Below are 16,558 nucleotides of genomic sequence, written 5' to 3'. Positions count from 1 at the left end.
CGGCGGACGAACGACGACCCGGAGCGGGGGCGGCATGACCGAGACGGCGGAGCGGGCCGGGATCCGGCTGACCCAGCAGGCGCACGGAGGCGGCTGCGCCTGCAAGATTCCGCCGGGCGAGCTGGAGCGCATCGTGGCCGGGCTCGTGGCTCCGGACCCGTCGGCGTACGCAAACGAACTCGTCATCGGGCTGGACGACGGCGACGACGCGGCCGTGGTCAGGATCGAGGGCGGCCGGGCGGTCGTCGCCACGGCGGACTTCTTCACCCCCGTCGTGGACGACCCGTACGACTGGGGACGGATCGCGGCCACCAACGCGCTCTCCGACGTGTACGCGGTGGGCGGCGAACCCGTCGTGGCGGTGAACCTGCTGGGCTGGCCCAGGGAGAAGCTGTCCATGGACCTCGCCAGGGAGGTGCTGCGCGGGGGCCTGGACGTGGCGCGGGCGGCGGGCTGCCACGTCGCGGGCGGTCACAGCGTGGACGACCCCGAGCCGAAGTACGGCATGGCGGTCACCGGCCTGGCCGACCCGGACCGGCTGCTGCGCATCGACGCCGGCCGGACCGGCGTGCCGATCTCCCTCACCAAACCGCTCGGCGTCGGCGTGCTCAACACCAGGCACAAGGCGACCGGCGAGGTGTTCCCGCAGGCGATCGAGATGATGACGACGCTCAACCGGGACGCCTCCCGGGCGGCGCTGGCGGCCGGGGCCCGGTGCGCGACCGACGTGACCGGCTTCGGCCTGCTCGGCCACCTCTACAAGCTGGCCAGGGCCAGCGGCGTCACCGCGGTGGTCGACGTGGCGGCCGTGCCCTACCTGGAGGGGGCGCGGCAGGCGGTCCACGACGGCTACGTCAGCGGCGGCACACGCCGCAACCTGGAGTGGGTGCGGCCCCACCTCGCCCCGGCGGGGTACACGGAGGAGGATCTGCTCCTGCTGGCCGACGCCCAGACCTCGGGCGGCCTGCTGGTCGCCGGCGAGGTCCCCGGCGCGCCCGTCGTCGGCGAACTCGTCCCGGCCGAGGCCGCCGCGATCCGGCTCGCCTGACACCCCCGAACCGGCAGCGGTCGCCCCCGCCGGGGAGTGGCGAGGTGATAGACACAGCGCATGCGTGTGCCCGGCATCGGGTCGGGTGGTCGTCAGGTGCGTTCGCGATGTTGCGCGCGCACCGCAAGATCACCCAGCGGGTACGCAGCAGACCTCCCGGACAACGGGAAGACCGCACGCAGCCTCGCGCCCGGGCTGTGCGGGACCACCTGGAGGGTCCCCCCGTGAGCCCGCGCGATATCCCGGGCGATCGGCAGCCCCAACCCTGAGCCTCCCGTGTCCCGGGTCCGGGCGTGGTCCAGGCGGGTGAATCGGTCGAAGACGATGGCGTGGTGTTCCGGGGGGATACCGGGGCCGTCGTCCACGACGTCGAGGACGGCGTGGTCGCCCGGAGCCGTGAGGGTGACGTGGACTGACGTGGAGGCGTGGCGGACCGCGTTGTCGACGAGGTTCGCGACAAGGCGGCGGAGTTGGTCGGCCGAGCCGTCGAGGAGCAGGTCGGGGGTGAGGTCGAGGTACACGTGGACGTCCGGACGAGGGCGTTTGCGGACGGCCTCCTCGGCGACGACCTGGGCCAGGTCCAGTTCCTCGGCCCGCGACAGGGGTTCGCCGGCGTCGAGCCGGGCCAGCAGGAGGAGGTCGGCGGAAAGGGACTGGAGGCGTGCGACATCGTCCAGTGCCGCAGTCGCCAGCGGCTTCTCGGCGGGCCGGGCCAACTCCAGCCGGGTTCGCAGGATCGCCAGTGGGCTGCGGAGTTCGTGCGCGGCGTCGGCGACGAACTGTCGCTGCGCGTCGACGGAGGTCTGCAGTCGGTCGAGGGTGGCATTGACGGTGCGGGCCAGTGCCGCGATCTCGTCTCGGGTGTCCGGCTCCGGCACGCGTTCGTGCAGGCCGTGCGCGGTGATGTCGGCGACCTTCGCCCTGATCGCGGAGACCGGGCGTAGCACTCGGCCGACCGCCAGCCAGGTGAACAGCGCGACCACCGCGAGGAGCGCCGGAACCCCCGGGATCAGCAGGTTCCTCAGCGTGGTCATCGCCGCCAGGGCGGGTGCCTTGGAAGCTTTTCCGAGGACGGTGACCGGGCCGTCCTCGGTCTCGAACGTCCGCCTGACCACGAACACGGCCTCGTCGGGTACCGGAGGGCCGTAGTCATTGCCGCTGGCAGCCGAGCCCGGCATCGGTCCCTTCCCGCCCGGCGGCACCGCTCCCTTTTCGAGCGGCGGCACCATTCCCTTTCCGTCCCCCGCGTCACCCGGCCCCGACTCCGCCTTCAGATGTCGCATCTGTTCCTTGGCGTCGTTCGCCGCCAACTCCTTGGTGGAGGCCGTCAGGCTCGAGTCCAGCGCGGTGAACAGCGCGATCGAGGCCAGGCAGAGCGCCGCCGCCACCGCCGCGGTGGCCGTCAGCGTCGTGCGTAGACGTACTCCCATGTCAGCCCTCCAGCCGGTAGCCCACGCCCCGCACGGTCTTCAGCGTCGTCCGTCCGAACGGTTTGTCGATCTTGCGGCGCAGCGCGCTGATGTAGACCTCGACGACGTTCGAATCGCCGTCGTACGCGAAGTCCCACGCCTGGGCGAGCAGCTCGGCCTTGGTCACCACCTCGCCCGCGTGCCGCGTCAGGCAGTGCAGGATCGCGAACTCCTTGGGCGTCAACGCGATCTGCACGTCCCCGCGACTGCACTTCAGCCCCGCCGGATCGACCCGGAGATCCCCGGCGGTCAGCACCGTCGGCCGCTCCCGCACCTTGCGCCGGGCCAGTGCCCTGAGTCGCGCCAGCAATACGACGTATGAAAACGGCTTGGTCAGATAATCGTCCGCGCCGGTGTCCAGCGCCTCCGCCTCGTCGTACTCTCCGTCCTTCGCGGTCAGCATGAGGATCGGCGTCCAGTTTCCGGCCTCCCGCAGCTTCGCGCAGACCCCATAGCCGTGCAGCAACGGCAGCATCACATCCAGCACGATCACGTCGTAAGAATGCTCGGTCGCCATCCACAGGCCCTCGCGCCCGTCGTAGGCGAGATCGACCACGAAGCCCTCTTTGGTCAGGCCGTCTTTGAGCAGCTCGGTCAGCCTGCGTTCGTCTTCCACCAGAAGTAAGCGCACGTCGACAGGGTGAAGGTACGCACCTAAGGCAAACATGAAGATCATCGCTTACCTCTTCAGGATCGCTTCAGGTGTAGGGGCCCAAACTGCTGAGCGTTCCGTCAACCGATCACGCGCAGCCCCCCACGGGCAGCCGATCTAGGGAGTGACCAGAGAATGAAGAAGAGGAGCATGATCCTCGCGGGGGTCGTCATGACGGTGGGCCTCGGCATCGGCGGCGCCACGGCCGCGTCCGCAACCTCCACCGGCGCCCCGAAGCCGGGGGTCGCCTGTGCCGTGAAGGGTGGGCCGACGGCCACGGGGAAGGGCAAGACCACCGTCAGGGTCGACCAGGACGGCAAGGTCTTCGTGGACGGCAAGGAGGTCCCGAAGAGCAAGCTGCGCATCCTCTGCAAGCAGCCCCCGCTGCCCGGCAAGGGCGCCACCTGCATCGTGCACGTCAAGGACGGCAGGGCCGACAAGGGCGGCAGGTTCAGGGAGGACATGTTCAGAAGGGACACGCTCAGGGGCGGCAAGGTCTTCCTGGACGGCAAGGAAGCCCCGAAGGGCAAGCTGCGCACCCTGTGCAAGGAGCCCCGGCTGCCCGGCAAGGGCGTCGCCTGCATCGTGCACGTCAAGGGCGACGAACGCGGCGAGTTCGGCACGAGCGACGAGAAGATCTACGTCGACGGCAAGCCGGCGCACGCCAAGTGCCCCGTGCCCAAGAAGCTCGGTGAGGGCATGGATGACGTGCACGCCGGGGACGACGTCCCGGTGACCGTCACACCGAACTGACACACGACTCGCCGCAGGCGCTGACCACCCCATGCGAACGTCCCGCCGGCCACCTCGCCGGCGGGACGTCTCCGCCGGTCAGCCGCGTGCGAGCATTCGGCTTGAACCAGGCGGGCAGATCGTTTCCGGTCACAGCACTAGTGCGCTGTCCACCAACGTTCACCGGGTGGAGGGAACGGAGCGGAAGGGAGCGAGGACCGCAGCGAAGGCCCAGCGAAGCGGGCTTCGCGAGGACCGGACGTTCCTTCCGGCGCAGCGACCGACCCGGCCAAGGTTCGTGGACACCCCACTAGCGGCCGGGGACGGAGGCGGGGCGGCCGGCGTTCAGCCGCTCCCGCTGGGGGACGACGGTGTACTTGGGGTCATCGGCCGAGACGCGGCCCGCCTCCAGCACGCCGAACCTGGTGCACAGGGCCCCGGCGGTGATGGCGAGCCCGGACAGCGCGGTGAGCGCCCGGCTGCGCCCGGCGACCGTGGCGAGCAGACCGCCGCCCAGCGTGAGCACACGAGACGCCCGCATGAGCCTGCCCGCCCGGCCCTGCCGGTACGGCTCGCCGACGAGCCCGAGGCGGCGCTCCATCAGCCCGCCCGCGACGACCTCGGCCATCGCGCCCGCCGCCGCGGCCGCGCGAGCCGGCCCGGCCTGCGCCCTCGGCGTGGTCAGCATGACGGCCGCGCCCGCCGAGGCGAGCGCGCTCCCGGCGAACAGGAACGGCAGCTCGCGCAGCGCCTCGTGCCAGGCGGGGACCGCCGTGTCGGCCAGCAGGACGGCCGTGTAGGTGGCCATGGCCACGCCGCTCAGGCCGCTCGCGAGCGTCGCGGCGTCGCCCACCGCGGGAAGGACCCCGGTCACCGCCGAGCCGACCGCGACCGACGTCAGCCCGCCCTGCGCGGCCAGCGTCCAGGACCCGACGCTCATCGGGGAGCTGGGCTTGAACACCCGCATCATGTTGAGGAAACGCATCGGCCTGCCCAGCTCGGCCACGAGGAAGGCCGCGCCGGCGGTTCCCCCGGCGAAGGCGGCCATCCGGGCGGCGAGTTCGAGCCGATCGCGTCCGGTCAGACGCGCGGCCGCCGCCATCGCGGACGCCGCGCCGGACATCCCGCCCAGGTAGAGGTACGTCGGCATGTGCGGCTCGTGCCAGATGGGCCGCTTGATGACCGGCTGGCCGTAGTAGGACCGGAACTCGGCGTCCGGCACCATCTCGTCCCGGCGCCTCGGCATCAGGCCCTCCCCGCAACAGTGTTCGTGCATGTCCCGGTCACGTCCGCGACACCGCGGGCAGCCCGCCGGCCCGGCGTCCGCCGCCGTGGCCCGCGCATCAGCGTCGTCCCATGAAGCAGGCGGCGACGCCGGCGGCGAGGGCGAGCGCCGCGCCGCCCGCCCAGCGCCACATCGCGGGCAGGTCGCGCGTGGTCACCACGGGATCCGGCGGCAGGCCGTACGTCTCCGGCTCGTCGAGCAGGAGGAAGAACGCGCCCGTGCCGCCCACTCCGTTGTCCGGGTTCTCGCCGTACAGCCGGGCCTCGGTCACACCCTCTGCGTGCAGCCGCTCGACCCGCGCCTCGGCCCGCTCCCGCAACTCGTCCAGCGGCCCGAACTGGATCGACTTCGTCGGGCACGCCTTGGCGCAGGCGGGCTCCATGCCACCGCGCAGCCGGTCGTAGCAGAGCGTGCACTTCCAGGCCCGGCCGTCGTCCTGTCTGCGGTCGATCACACCGTACGGGCAGGCGGGGACGCAGTAGCCGCAGCCGTTGCAGACGTCGGACTGGACGACGACGGTGTCGAACTCGGTGCGGAACAACGCGCCGGTGGGGCAGACGTCGAGGCAGGCGGCGTGCGTGCAGTGCTTGCACACGTCCGACATCATCAGCCAGCGGCCGTCCTGCTCGACGAACGCGACGTGCCGCCAGGTGCTCGCGCCGAGCGCGCCGGTGTTGTCGTAGGACGTGGCCCGGAACACGAACCCGTCGTCGGGCACGTCGTTCCACTCCTTGCAGGCCACCTCGCAGGCCTTGCAGCCGATGCAGATGGTCGTGTCGGTGAAGAAGCCCATCCGCTCAGCCATCGCGATACCTCTCGATCAGGTCGAGCAGCGCCCTGCCGCGCGGGCGCCGCCCCGGCAGGACGTCGCAGGTGCCGGCCTTGCTCTCCTGGATGTAGACGTTCGGGTCGAGCACGATCGACGTCAGGTCGTTGACGACGTCCCCGGTGACGACCCCGCCGCTGCTGTATCCCCAGTGGTACGGCATGACGATCTGGTGGACGACCTTGCCGTTCAGGCGCAGCGGGCGCACCCGGCCGGTCACGAGCACCCGCAGCTCGATCGCGGTGCGCGTGGTGACGATCGTCGCCCAGTCGCCGTTGTCCAGCCCGATCTCCTCGGCCATCTCCCGCGACACCTCGCAGAACGCCTCCGGCTGGAGCTCCGCGAGGTACGGCAGGGGCCTGCTCATGGCGCCCGTCGTGTGGTGCTCGGTGAGCCGGCTCGTGGTGTAGACGTACGGGAACCGGGGCGACAGCGCGGGGTTGTACGGGTTCTCCGGCCGGTCGACGGTGCGACGGGCGGGGTTGGACTGCTGCCCGTACAACGCGTTGCGCACCGGCGACTCGTGCGGCTCGTAATGGGTGGGCAGCGGGCCGTCCGACAGTCCGGACGGCACGTAGAGCCAGCCCCTGCCGTCCGACTGCATGATGAACGGGTCGGTGCCGGCCAGCGCGTGCTCGGCCTTGGCCCCCTCGGGCGGCCGGTAGCCGGGCGCCTTGTCCTCCTCGAAGTCCGGCACGTCGGGTCCGGTCCACCTGGTGCCGTCCCAGTAGACGTACTTCTTCCGCTCGCTCCACGGGCGGCCCTGCGGGTCGGCCGAGGCACGGTTGTAGAGGATGCGCCGGTTCGCCGGCCAGGCCCAGCCCCATTCGAGCGCGACCGGTCCCTGCTCGGTGTGCGGCTTGCGCCGAGCCGCCATGTTGACGCCGTCGGCGTACACCCCGCAGTAGATCCAGCAGCCGCAGCTCGTCGAGCCGTCGGGCTTCAGCTCGCGCAGCGACGCCAGCAGGCGGCCGTCGGCGGCCGTGCCGTTGATCTCGCGCAGGACGGCCCCGGCGTCGGGGTCGCGCTGCTCGCCGATCTCCGGGTAGTCCCAGGTCAGCTCCATCACCGGCCGGTCGATCCCGTCGTCGCCGAGCCGCTGCCTGATCCGCTTGCCGAGGTGGTAGTAGAACCACAGGTCGCTGCGGCAGTCCTCCGGCGGGTCGAGGGCCTTCTCCCGCCACTGCAGCAGCCGCTGGGTGTTGGTGAAGGTGCCCTCCTTCTCCACGTGGCTCGCGGCCGGCATGAAGAAGACCTCGATGCCGATCTCCTCGGTCCGCAGCTCACCCGTCTCGATCTCGGGCGCGTCCTTCCAGAACGTCGCGGTCTCGACCAGCACGAGGTCGCGGACCACCAGCCAGTCGAGGTTGGCCAGGCCGAGCCGCTGCGCCTTGCCGTTGACCGAGCCGACGGCCGGGTTCTCGCCCACGACGAAGTAGCCCTTGACCGTCCCGTCGATCTGGCCCATCACGGTCGCGTAGTGGCCGTGGTCGCCCGTCAGGCGCGGCAGGTAGTCGAAGCAGTAGTCGTTGGCCTCCGTCGCCGCGTCGCCCCACCACGCCTTGAGCAGGCTGACGACGTACGCCCGCCGGTTGCCCCACCAGCCGGTGTCGGCGCCCTCCCGCCTCAGGTAGTGGTCGAGGCCGTCGTGCCGATGGGCGTGCGGCATCGCGATGTATCCCGGCAGCAGGTTGAACAGCGTCGGGATGTCCGTGGAGCCCTGGATGCTGGCGTGCCCGCGCAGCGCCATGATGCCGCCGCCCGGCCGGCCCATGTTGCCCAGCAGGAGCTGCAGGATCGCGGCGGCCCTGATGTACTGCACGCCGACCGAGTGCTGCGTCCAGCCCACGGAGTACACCCACGCCGTGGTCCGCTCCCGGCCCGAGTTGGCGGTGATCGCCTCGGCCAGCTCGTCGAACTGCTCCCGCGGGATGCCGCACAGCTCCTCGACCATCTCGGGCGTGTAGCGCGAGTAGTGCCGCTTGAGGATCTGGTACACGCACCGCGGGTCGGTCAGCGTCGGATCCTCGGGCGGCGTCGCGCTGGCGCCCGCGCCGCGCGCGCCGTAGGAGTCGGACCCCGCCGCCTCGGCGTGGCGCTTGCCGCCCTCGGTCAGCTCCTCCTCCTCGGGCACGTCGCCCTCGTACGCCCAGGTCGACGGGTCGTACCTGCCGGTCTCCTCGTCGAAGCCGGAGAACAGGCCGTCGAGGTCCTCGGTGTCGCGGAAGTCCCTGTTCACCAGGGTCGCGGCGTTCGTGTACGCGAGGACGTACTCCCGGAAGTCGAGCCCGTTCGACAGCACGTGGTTGATCAGCGCGCCGAGCAGCACGATGTCGGTGCCGGCCCGGATCGCCAGGTACCTGTCCACGGTCGCGCTGGTCCGGCTGAAGCGCGGGTCGATGTGGAAGACCTTCGCGCCGCGCTCCCGCGCCTCCATCACCCACTGGTACCCCACCGGATGGCACTCGGCCATGTTGGAGCCCTGGATGACGATGCAGTCAGCGTTGGCCAGGTCCTGCTGGTACTGGGTCGCGCCGCCACGCCCGAAGCTGGTCCCCAGACCGGGGACGGTGGAGGAGTGTCATATGCGCGCCTGGTTCTCGACCTGGATCGCGCCGAGGGCGGTGTAGAGCTTCTTCATCAGGTAGTTCTCTTCGTTGTCGAGCGTCGCCCCGCCCAGGCCGGCGATGCCCAGAGTCCTCCTGACCTCCTGCCCCTCGTGCGTCTGCTGCCAGGTCTCGCGCCGGGTCCGCACGACCCGGTCGGCGATCATGTCCATCGCGGTCTCGAGGTCGAGCGGCTCCCACTCGGTGCCGTACGGCCTGCGGTAGAGGACCTTCGTCTGGCGGCCGGGGTGGGTGACGAGCTGCTTGCTGGCCGATCCCTTCGGGCAGAGCCGCCCGCGGGAGATCGGCGAGCCGGGGTCGCCCTCGATCTGGGTGACCTTGCCGTCCTTGACGTAGACGAGCTGGCCGCAGCCCACGGCGCAGTACGGGCAGACGGAACGGGCGACGGTCTCGGCGTCCTCGACCCGGGGCCGCAGGGCGTCCGTACGCGCCGAGCGCGCCGCCCGCCCTCTGCCGTCCTCTCCCTTGAGCTGCCGGATCACCGGCCAGCGGGAGAGCCATCCACCACCCACGACGCCTGTCCTGCCCCTGCCGCCGCGCCCTAATCATGGGAATTCGCCGGTTCGGCGAGAGGTGACCGCCCGCAGATAGCCGCGGGCGAGGGCGCGACGTCCCGACGAACGGTGCAGTTCGCCGAGCAGCCGGCGCGTGGCGGCCTCCCCGCTCCGGTCGCCGAGCTGCCGGAAGATCGCCAGCGAGCTCTCCAGCCGGGCCGAGCCGTGCCGCCAGTCGCCCCTGGCCGCCTGCAGCCCGCCGAGGCCCTGCATCGCGTACGCCGCGCAGTGCCGGTCGCCGAACCCCTCGAATATCGTCAGCGCGCGGCCCTGGGCGCGCATCGCCCTGCCGGTCTCACCCGCGAGGTCGTGCAGGCGGCCCATCTGCAGCGACACGCAGCCCTCCCGGTGGGCGTCGCCGAGCTCCCGCGCCATGCGCAGCGCGCCGCCGAGCCAGTCGGCGGCGCCGGTCAGGTCGCCCGTGCTCAGGCAGGTGCGCCCGAGCGCCTGCCGCGCGTACGCCTCGCCCGACCGGTCGTCCAGCGACACGAACATCCCGAGGGCCCTGCGGAAGTGCCGGGACGCGGCGGCCGGATCGCCCCGGAACTGGCCGACCGCGCCCAGCCCGCAGACCGACACGGCCTCGCCCCTGACGTCCCCGAGCGTACGGAAGATCACCCGGGAGCGGCGGAACATGCCTGCCGCCTGGGCGTACCTGTCCCGGTAGAGGGCCACCTGGCCGAGCCCCCGCAGCATCGCGGCCTCACCCGCCCGGTCTCCGGCGGAGCGGGCCGCCTCCAGGGCGACGTGGTGGGTCTCCTCCCAGACGCCGAGGTGGCAGCGCAGGTCGAAGTACGGCACGAGCGCCGCCGCCAGGCCCCAGGCGGCGCCGGCCAGCCCCGCCTGCGCGGCCAGCCGTACGGCCTCGACGAGGGTCTCGTGCTCGGCGCCGAACCAGGAGACCGGATCGGCGGCCACCCGGCGCAGGGCGTCCTCGGGCAGCCGCCAGCGCCGGGCGGCGGGCGAGGCCAGGCGGAAGACCGTGGTGGGCAACCGGGCCGTGGCGTGTTCGGCGGCGGCCGTCCAGCCCGCCAGCACGCGCGCCAGCGCGGGCATGTCCACCTCCCCCGCCTTGTCCCTGGCGTCGACGCGCAGCAGGTCGGGCAGCCGGTAGCGGGGCTGACCGAGGGGGTCGGTCCCGACCGGGCGCAGCAGGTTCGCGTCGACCAGCACGTCGGTCACGTCGTCGCTGCGGTGCCGGTCGAGCACGGCGTCGACCACCCAGCCGGGCAGCGGCCGGGTGCCGAGCAGGCCGAGCGCGCGGAACGCGCGCGCGGCGTCGTCCGGCAGCAGGCGGTAGCTGCGGTCGAAGGACTCCCGCACCTCCAGGTCGCCGGCGCGCAGCTCGGTCAGCCTGGCCGTCTCGTCGTCGAGCCGCCGGCGCAGCACGGCCGGGGACCAGCCGGGGCGGGCCGCCAGCCGGGCCCCGGCCACCCGGATCGCGAGCGGCAGCCGGCCGCAGGCCCGCACGATGGCCGCGGCCTCCTCCGGCTCCCGCCTCAGCCGCTCCGCGCCGACGATGGCCGTCAGCAGCCGCAGCCCCTCGGCCTGCGGCAGGACGTCCAGGTCGATCCGCGCGGCGCCGGGCAGCTCGGTGATGCGGCGCCTGCCGGTCACGACGACGGCACTGGCGCCGCCCGGCAGCAGCGGCCGCACCTGGGCGGCTCCGGCCGCGTCGTCGAGCACGACGAGCATCGGCCGTTCGGCGAGCAGCGTGCGGTAGAGCGCGGCGCGCTCGTGGACGGTGGGCGGCAGCGGCTCGGCCGCGCCCAGCGCGCGCAGCGCCTCGGCCAGCAGCTCCCCCGGCCCGGCCGGCGACCCGGCGGCGCCGTCGGGCGGCGCGGTGCCGCCCAGCGACAGGAAGAGCTGGCCGTGGGGGTACGCCTCGCGGACGGCGTGCGCGCACCGCACCGCGAGCGCGGTCTTGCCGACGCCAGGCGGCCCGGTGACGACCGCGACCCCGCCGGGGGCGAGCGCCCGGGACAGCGCCGCGACCTCGGCGGCCCGCCCGGTGAAGTCCACCAAATCGGGCGGCAGCTGACGCGGCACGACGAGGGCTCTGCCGGCCACCGGCGCGGCGGACGGATCCGGCGGGCCGGCGGGCGAACAGGACTCTCCGGGAGACCACGCGGCGCCGGGAGAACCCGGAGCGGCCGCAAGCGCGGGGGCGGCGGGGAAACCGGGCGGGGCGGGCGGTCGCGGGGGCGGCTCCCCGGCGAGCACGGCCTCGTGGGCCCGGCGCAGCTCGGGCCCCGGCTCGATGCCGAGCTCGTTCACGAGCTGCTCGCGGATCGCCGTGAAGGCGTGCAACGCCTCGCCCTGCCGCCCCGACCAGTGCAGGGCCAGCATGAGCCGGCGCCACAGGTCCTCGCGGAACGGGTGGTCGGCGAGCAGGGCGCGCAGCTCCCCGGCCGCCTCGCCGTACTCCCCGGCCGCCATGCGCAGCTCGACCAGGTCCTCGGCGGCGCGCAGCCGGGCCTGGGCGAGCCGGTCGAGCCGGCGATCCCACAGCGGGCTGCCGGGCAGGTCGGCCAGCGGGACGCCCTGCCACAGCGCGAGCGCCCGCGCCAGCAGTTCCGCCGCCTCGTCCGGCCGCCCCCGCGCCCGGCACTCCCGCGCGGCGGTCACCCGCTCCTCGAACAGCAGCAGGTCGAGCTCCTGCGGCGGCAGCTCGATCGCGTACCCCGCGCCGACGGCCCGGATGCGGGCCGGGGTCCGCCCGAGCTCCGCGCGCAGGGCGCTCGCGTACGTGCGGAGGTTGGCCGCCGTCGAGCGCGGCGGACGGTCCGGCCACAGCACCTCGGCGAGCTCGCCGCCGCCGACCGTGTGGCCGGCGTGGAGGAGGAGGGTGGCCAGGAGCATGCGGGGTTTCGGGCCGCCGAGCCGTGGTGACGCCCCCGGCAGGCGGACCTCCAGTGGACCGAGCACGCTGAACATGGGCTGATCGACTGTCATGACCGCGTTGCTCCTCGAAGGACCGGTTCGCCATGACTCGCCCACCCTTTGTACCGACTCTTGATGTTTTTTGTGCGCCGGATTCCGACTCTTTTTGGTCATGAGACTCAAATCGCTTGTCACGGCGGGCCTCGCGGTGGTCCTCGGCCTCGCGTTCGGCGCCGCCACCGCCCCGGCGGCCTCCGCGGCGGGTCCGCGCCCGGACTTCCAGATGCCGTTCCCCTGCGGCCAGGTGTGGACCGGCAACTCGAGCGCCAGCAGCGCGCACCAGTCGTACGAGATCGACTTCAACCGGGGCGGCACGGCCGACGCGGACCTCGGCGACACGGTCGTGGCGGCGGCGGCCGGCACGGTCGTGATCTCGGCCCACCAGGGCTCGGCCAACGGCTTCGGCAACCTCGTGAAGATCGACCACGGCGGTGGGTGGTCCACCTACTACGCCCACCTGCGCGTCCGGTCGGTGAGCCAGGGGGCGCAGGTCTCCCAGGGCCAGAAGATCGGCGAGGTCGGCAACACCAGCAAGCCCGGCAACAACATCGCGCCGCACCTGCACTACGAGGTCCGCACGACCGACACGTCCTACCCCGCCAACATCCAGAAGGCGGTCTTCAACGGGGTCACCTTCGGCTACCCCGTGCAGACCGTGACCTCGCACAACTGCGGCGGCGGCTCGGCCAACCCCTACACCCCGCAGGAGGTCTGCGGCAGCGGCTACTCCGTGATCGACTCGGCCGCCCTCGGCACGGCGGGCACGGTCTACCTGCTCTACAACTCCGGCAACGGCAACAACTGCGTGGTCACGATGAAGAAGACCTCCCTCGGGACCGCCACGGCGACCAGCGCGTACCTGGAGGTCCAGGGCAGGAGCCGGGTGACCGACTCCGGCAACTACGGCTACTATGCCGGACCGGTCCGCGCATCGGCCGCCGACACCTGCGTCAAGTGGGGCGGCAAGGCGGGCTCGTCCAGCTACGACAGCCCCTTCGAGCACTGCGGCTGACCGTCATGACCGAACCCCTGGTCGTCCGCGTATCCCGGCGTACGGCCCTGACCGCCGCCGGCGTCGTGACGTTCCTGCTGTGCCTGGCCGGGCTCGTCCCGGCCGGGCCGGCCTCGGCCGCCGAAGGTCCGCTCGCCGCCGCCTTCACGCGGGCGGCGGCGGACCACGGCGTCCCCCGCGACCTGCTCGTCGCACTCGCCTACGCCGAGACCCACCTCGACGGCCACGACGGCCGGCCGAGCGCGAGTGGCGGCTACGGCGTGGCGCACCTGGTCAGCAACCCCACGGCGCACACCCTGGAGGAGGCGGCGCGGCTCACCGGCGCGCCGGTCGCCTCGCTCAGAACCGACGACGCGGCCAACGTCGCGGGCGCGGCGGCCGTGCTGCGCGCCAGGGCCGACGCCCTGGGCCTGGACGCCGCCGCCCGCGCCGACGCCGGACGCTGGTACACCGCCGTCGCGCGGTACGGCGGGGCGAGCACGCCCGAGGTCGCCCGGCTGTACGCGGACGCCGTCTACGACCTGCTGTCGGCCGGGTTCACCACGCGGACTCCGGCGGGCGAGACGATCACCGTCGCCGCCCGCCCGGTCGCCCCGGACCGGGGAGCCCTCGCGGGCGCCCGCGACCTGGACCGGCCGGAGAACCGCACGCTCGCCGCGGCGGCCGTCGACTACCCCGGCGCGACGTGGGTGGCGGCCAGCGGCGCCAACTACGCGGTGTCGAACCGGCCGGCGAGCGACTCGATCGACCGCATCGTCATCCACGTCACGCAGGGCTCGTACGCCGGGACGATCTCCTGGTTCCAGAATCCCGCCGCCCAGGTGTCGGCGCACTACGTCGTACGGTCCTCCGACGGCGCGGTCACCCAGATGGTGCGGGAGAAGGACCGGGCCTGGCACGCGGGCAACTCCGACTACAACCACCACTCGGTGGGCATCGAGCACGAGGGCTACGTGGACGACGCGTCCTGGTTCACCGACGCGATGTACCGCTCGTCGGCCGCCCTCGTCCGCTCCATCGCCACCCGGTACGGCATCCCCAAGGACCGGTCGCACATCGTGGGGCACAACCAGGTCCCCGGGAGCGACCACACCGATCCCGGGCCGCACTGGGACTGGAACACGTACATGCAGTACGTCACGGGCGGCGGCGGGACCGGCAACCCGTACACGCCCGAGCAGGTGTGCGGCGCCGGCTACTCGGTGATCGACTCGGCCGCCCTCGGCACGGCGGGCACGGTCTACCTGCTCTACAACTCCGGCAACGGCTACAACTGCGTGGTGACGCTGAAGAAGACGTCGCTGGGCACGGCCACGGCGACCAGCGCGTACCTGGAGGTCCAGGGCAGGAGCCGGGTGACCGACTCCGGCGACTACGGCTACTACGCCGGACCGGTACGGGCGGCCGCGGCCGACAAGTGCGTGAAGTGGGGCGGCAGGGCCGGGTCGTCCGGCTACGACAGCCCCTTCGAGCACTGCGGCTGACCGCTTCCGGCACGTGCCGGGAGCATGTTCTGGGCCCTCGCGCGCCGCACCGCGCGGGGGCCCTCGCACCGGGGCTGGGAGATTTTCTGAGAGCTTGGGCTCCGTGTGGTGTAGAGCCCGCAGGACGGGCATTAAGGGCCTGATCCAGCACTCTTCGTGGGCGGCTCATGCCCGCGGGACCCACCCTCACACAGAGGACATCGATGAGCGACCAGCCGCCCGAGTGGGCGAGAAATCTTGAGAAAGCGGCCATCGAGGCGGCCAGAGCCGTCGAACGCGCCGGCCGCGCCCTCAGCAAGGCGATGGAGCAGGCACAGCGCACCGCCAAGGCCCAGGCGGCGATGGCGGCCGCCTACCAGGCGGACCTCGAGGGGCTGGAGAAGGTGCTTCGGGCCCTGCCCGCCGAGCAGGTCAGGGACATCTCGGCGGCCGCGGCGGTGGTGACGGCGACCGCCGACCAGGTGCTCACCCAGACGCCGAAGGACGACCGGTAGGGCGTACGGGCGGCAGGCGTTCTCCCGGCGAGACCGGCGCCGGCTGTCCACAGCCTGTGGACGACCGTACGGCCCTTCGGCCGGCTTCTAGTGTCACTCCCTTGACATCCTCCCCCTTGTCAAACGAGGGGGATTCCAACCGTCGCCGGTCGGGCTTCCTGCTTCGCTGCCGGTCGCCCCGTCCGAGAGGACTCTCGTTGAGGTCTTACACCGGCTCCACAGGCGTTTCACCTCTCCGCCAGCCCGGCGGCGAGGATGTTCTTGGCGGCGTTGACGTCCCGGTCATGGGTTGCGCCGCAGGCGCACTGCCAGGTCCGGACGTTCAACGGCATCGAATCGGCCAGCACCCCGCAGGCCGAGCACAGCTTGGAGGAGGGGAACCACCGGTCCACGACCAGCAACTCCCGCCCATACCAGGCCGTTTTGTACTCCAGCATCGACCGCAGTTCCCGCCAGGAGGCGTCGGAGATGGCGCGGGCGAGGCAGTGGTTACGGACCATGGTGCGGACGGTCAGGTCCTCGATCACGACCGCTTGGTTCTCGCGGACGAGTCGAGTCGAAAGCTTGTGCAGGAAGTCCCGGCGGCGGGCACTGATCCGCGCGTACACGCGGGCGACCCGCAGCCGGGCCTTGGCCCGGTTGTTCGACCCCTTGACTTTGCGGGACAGCGACCGCTGCGCCCTGGCCAGGCGCTTGCGGTCGACCCGCTCAAGCCGGGGGTTGGCGACCTTGCCGTCCTCGCCGGTCAGACCGTCGATCGGGCGGGACAGTGCGAGCAGGCTGGTGATTCCCGCGTCCACACCCACCGCGTGCTCGATGGGAGCCATGGGCGGGATTTCCTCCTCCATGAGGAGGGACACGAACCACCGCCCGGCCGCACGTGGACGGCTCCGCGCCTTCCGGCAGCGGACGCGACCACACGATGTCCAGCGGGTCGTCCATCTTCGCCAGCCACAGCCGGCCCTCACGCCAGCGGAACGCGCTGCCGGTGTACTCCGCCGACGCCCGCGACTTCTTGCGGGACTTGAACGTGGGATATTTGGCCCGCTGGGCGAAGAAGCTCGCGAACGCCGCGTGCAGATGCCGCAGGGCTTGCTGCAACGGCACGCTGGACACCTCGCCCAGGAACGCCAGCTCCTCCGTACGCTTCCACGCCGTAAGCATGGCCGAGGACTCCACGTAGGAGACGCGGCGACCCTCGTGGGCGTAGGCGCGGGTCCGCTCCTCCAGAGCCTTGTTGTAGACCAGGCGCACACACCCGAACGTCCGGGCAAGCTCACCGGCCTGCTCGGGAGTCGGATAGAAGCGGTACTTGTAGGCCCGCTTCACGATCCGCGCCAGCACATCATGCCACTCGATCACGGCCAGGACCGCACGTTTGTTCGTACAGCCTGGCGTCGAAACACCTACCCCTGCCCTACTCCGAAGGGAG

Annotated in this window: 11 protein-coding genes and 1 pseudogene; 5 read left to right on the top strand and 7 right to left on the bottom strand. The window is 72.3% G+C overall.

Translation table 11 applies throughout. From position 1 onward, the window contains the following. Positions 1–34 precede the first annotated feature (34 nt). The gene (selD, locus tag HHX30_RS09975) at positions 35–1,048 is read left to right on the top strand and encodes a selenide, water dikinase SelD (protein ID WP_169981610.1); all 1,014 of its coding nucleotides are present in this window, start codon (positions 35–37) and stop codon (positions 1,046–1,048) included. Between the two features lie 92 nt (positions 1,049–1,140). Here selD and HHX30_RS09970 read toward each other — a convergent pair whose 3' ends face one another. Continuing rightward, positions 1,141–2,478: a cell wall metabolism sensor histidine kinase WalK gene (locus tag HHX30_RS09970; protein ID WP_169981609.1), complete on the bottom strand. Its 1,338-nt coding sequence runs from the start codon at positions 2,476–2,478 to the stop codon at positions 1,141–1,143. Position 2,479: 1 nt separating this feature from the next. Beyond that, complete coding sequence (locus HHX30_RS09965) at positions 2,480–3,148, bottom strand: response regulator transcription factor (RefSeq protein WP_169981608.1); 669 nt, start codon at positions 3,146–3,148, stop codon at positions 2,480–2,482. Positions 3,149–3,304: 156 nt separating this feature from the next. On the opposite strand from HHX30_RS09965, the gene HHX30_RS09960 reads away from it, so the two are divergent. Further along, positions 3,305–3,922, top strand: coding sequence for a hypothetical protein (locus HHX30_RS09960; protein WP_169981607.1), 618 nt, complete (start codon positions 3,305–3,307; stop codon positions 3,920–3,922). Between the two features lie 289 nt (positions 3,923–4,211). On the opposite strand, the gene nrfD is transcribed toward HHX30_RS09960, so the two are convergent. The 4 genes from nrfD to HHX30_RS09935 all read right to left on the bottom strand — a co-directional run bounded on the left by nrfD (position 4,212) and on the right by HHX30_RS09935 (position 12,148). Beyond that, complete coding sequence (gene nrfD, locus HHX30_RS09955) at positions 4,212–5,147, bottom strand: NrfD/PsrC family molybdoenzyme membrane anchor subunit (RefSeq protein ID WP_249349883.1); 936 nt, start codon at positions 5,145–5,147, stop codon at positions 4,212–4,214. A 97-nt stretch (positions 5,148–5,244) separates the two neighbouring features. Next, positions 5,245–5,991, bottom strand: a complete 747-nt coding sequence (locus HHX30_RS09950; protein WP_169981606.1) for a 4Fe-4S dicluster domain-containing protein — start codon at positions 5,989–5,991, stop codon at positions 5,245–5,247. Next, on the bottom strand, positions 5,984–9,151 hold the full coding sequence (gene fdh / locus HHX30_RS09945) for a formate dehydrogenase (RefSeq protein WP_311922266.1): 3,168 nt from the start codon (positions 9,149–9,151) through the stop codon (positions 5,984–5,986). Before fdh ends, HHX30_RS09950 begins: the two co-directional genes overlap by 8 nt. 33 nt (positions 9,152–9,184) lie before the next feature. Next, positions 9,185–12,148, bottom strand: coding sequence for an AfsR/SARP family transcriptional regulator (locus HHX30_RS09935; RefSeq protein WP_169981604.1), 2,964 nt, complete (start codon positions 12,146–12,148; stop codon positions 9,185–9,187). Between the two features lie 100 nt (positions 12,149–12,248). On the opposite strand from HHX30_RS09935, the gene HHX30_RS09930 reads away from it, so the two are divergent. The 3 genes from HHX30_RS09930 (at position 12,249) to HHX30_RS09920 (ending at position 15,126) form a co-directional block, all read left to right on the top strand. Then, positions 12,249–13,148, top strand: a complete 900-nt coding sequence (locus HHX30_RS09930; RefSeq protein ID WP_169981603.1) for a M23 family metallopeptidase — start codon at positions 12,249–12,251, stop codon at positions 13,146–13,148. A gap of 5 nt (positions 13,149–13,153) precedes the next feature. Then, positions 13,154–14,632, top strand: coding sequence for an N-acetylmuramoyl-L-alanine amidase (locus tag HHX30_RS09925; protein ID WP_169981602.1), 1,479 nt, complete (start codon positions 13,154–13,156; stop codon positions 14,630–14,632). A gap of 203 nt (positions 14,633–14,835) precedes the next feature. Beyond that, positions 14,836–15,126, top strand: coding sequence for a hypothetical protein (locus HHX30_RS09920; protein WP_169981601.1), 291 nt, complete (start codon positions 14,836–14,838; stop codon positions 15,124–15,126). Between the two features lie 119 nt (positions 15,127–15,245). Here HHX30_RS09920 and HHX30_RS09915 read toward each other — a convergent pair. Then, positions 15,246–16,467 (bottom strand): annotated as a pseudogene (locus HHX30_RS09915) (RNA-guided endonuclease InsQ/TnpB family protein). Positions 16,468–16,558 lie beyond the last annotated feature (91 nt).

The organism is Microbispora sp. H10836, from assembly GCF_012999525.1.
In the GTDB taxonomy this organism is placed as follows: domain Bacteria; phylum Actinomycetota; class Actinomycetes; order Streptosporangiales; family Streptosporangiaceae; genus Microbispora.
Note: the sequence above shows the minus strand (reverse complement) of the source record. Positions and strands in the feature narration are given on the sequence as shown.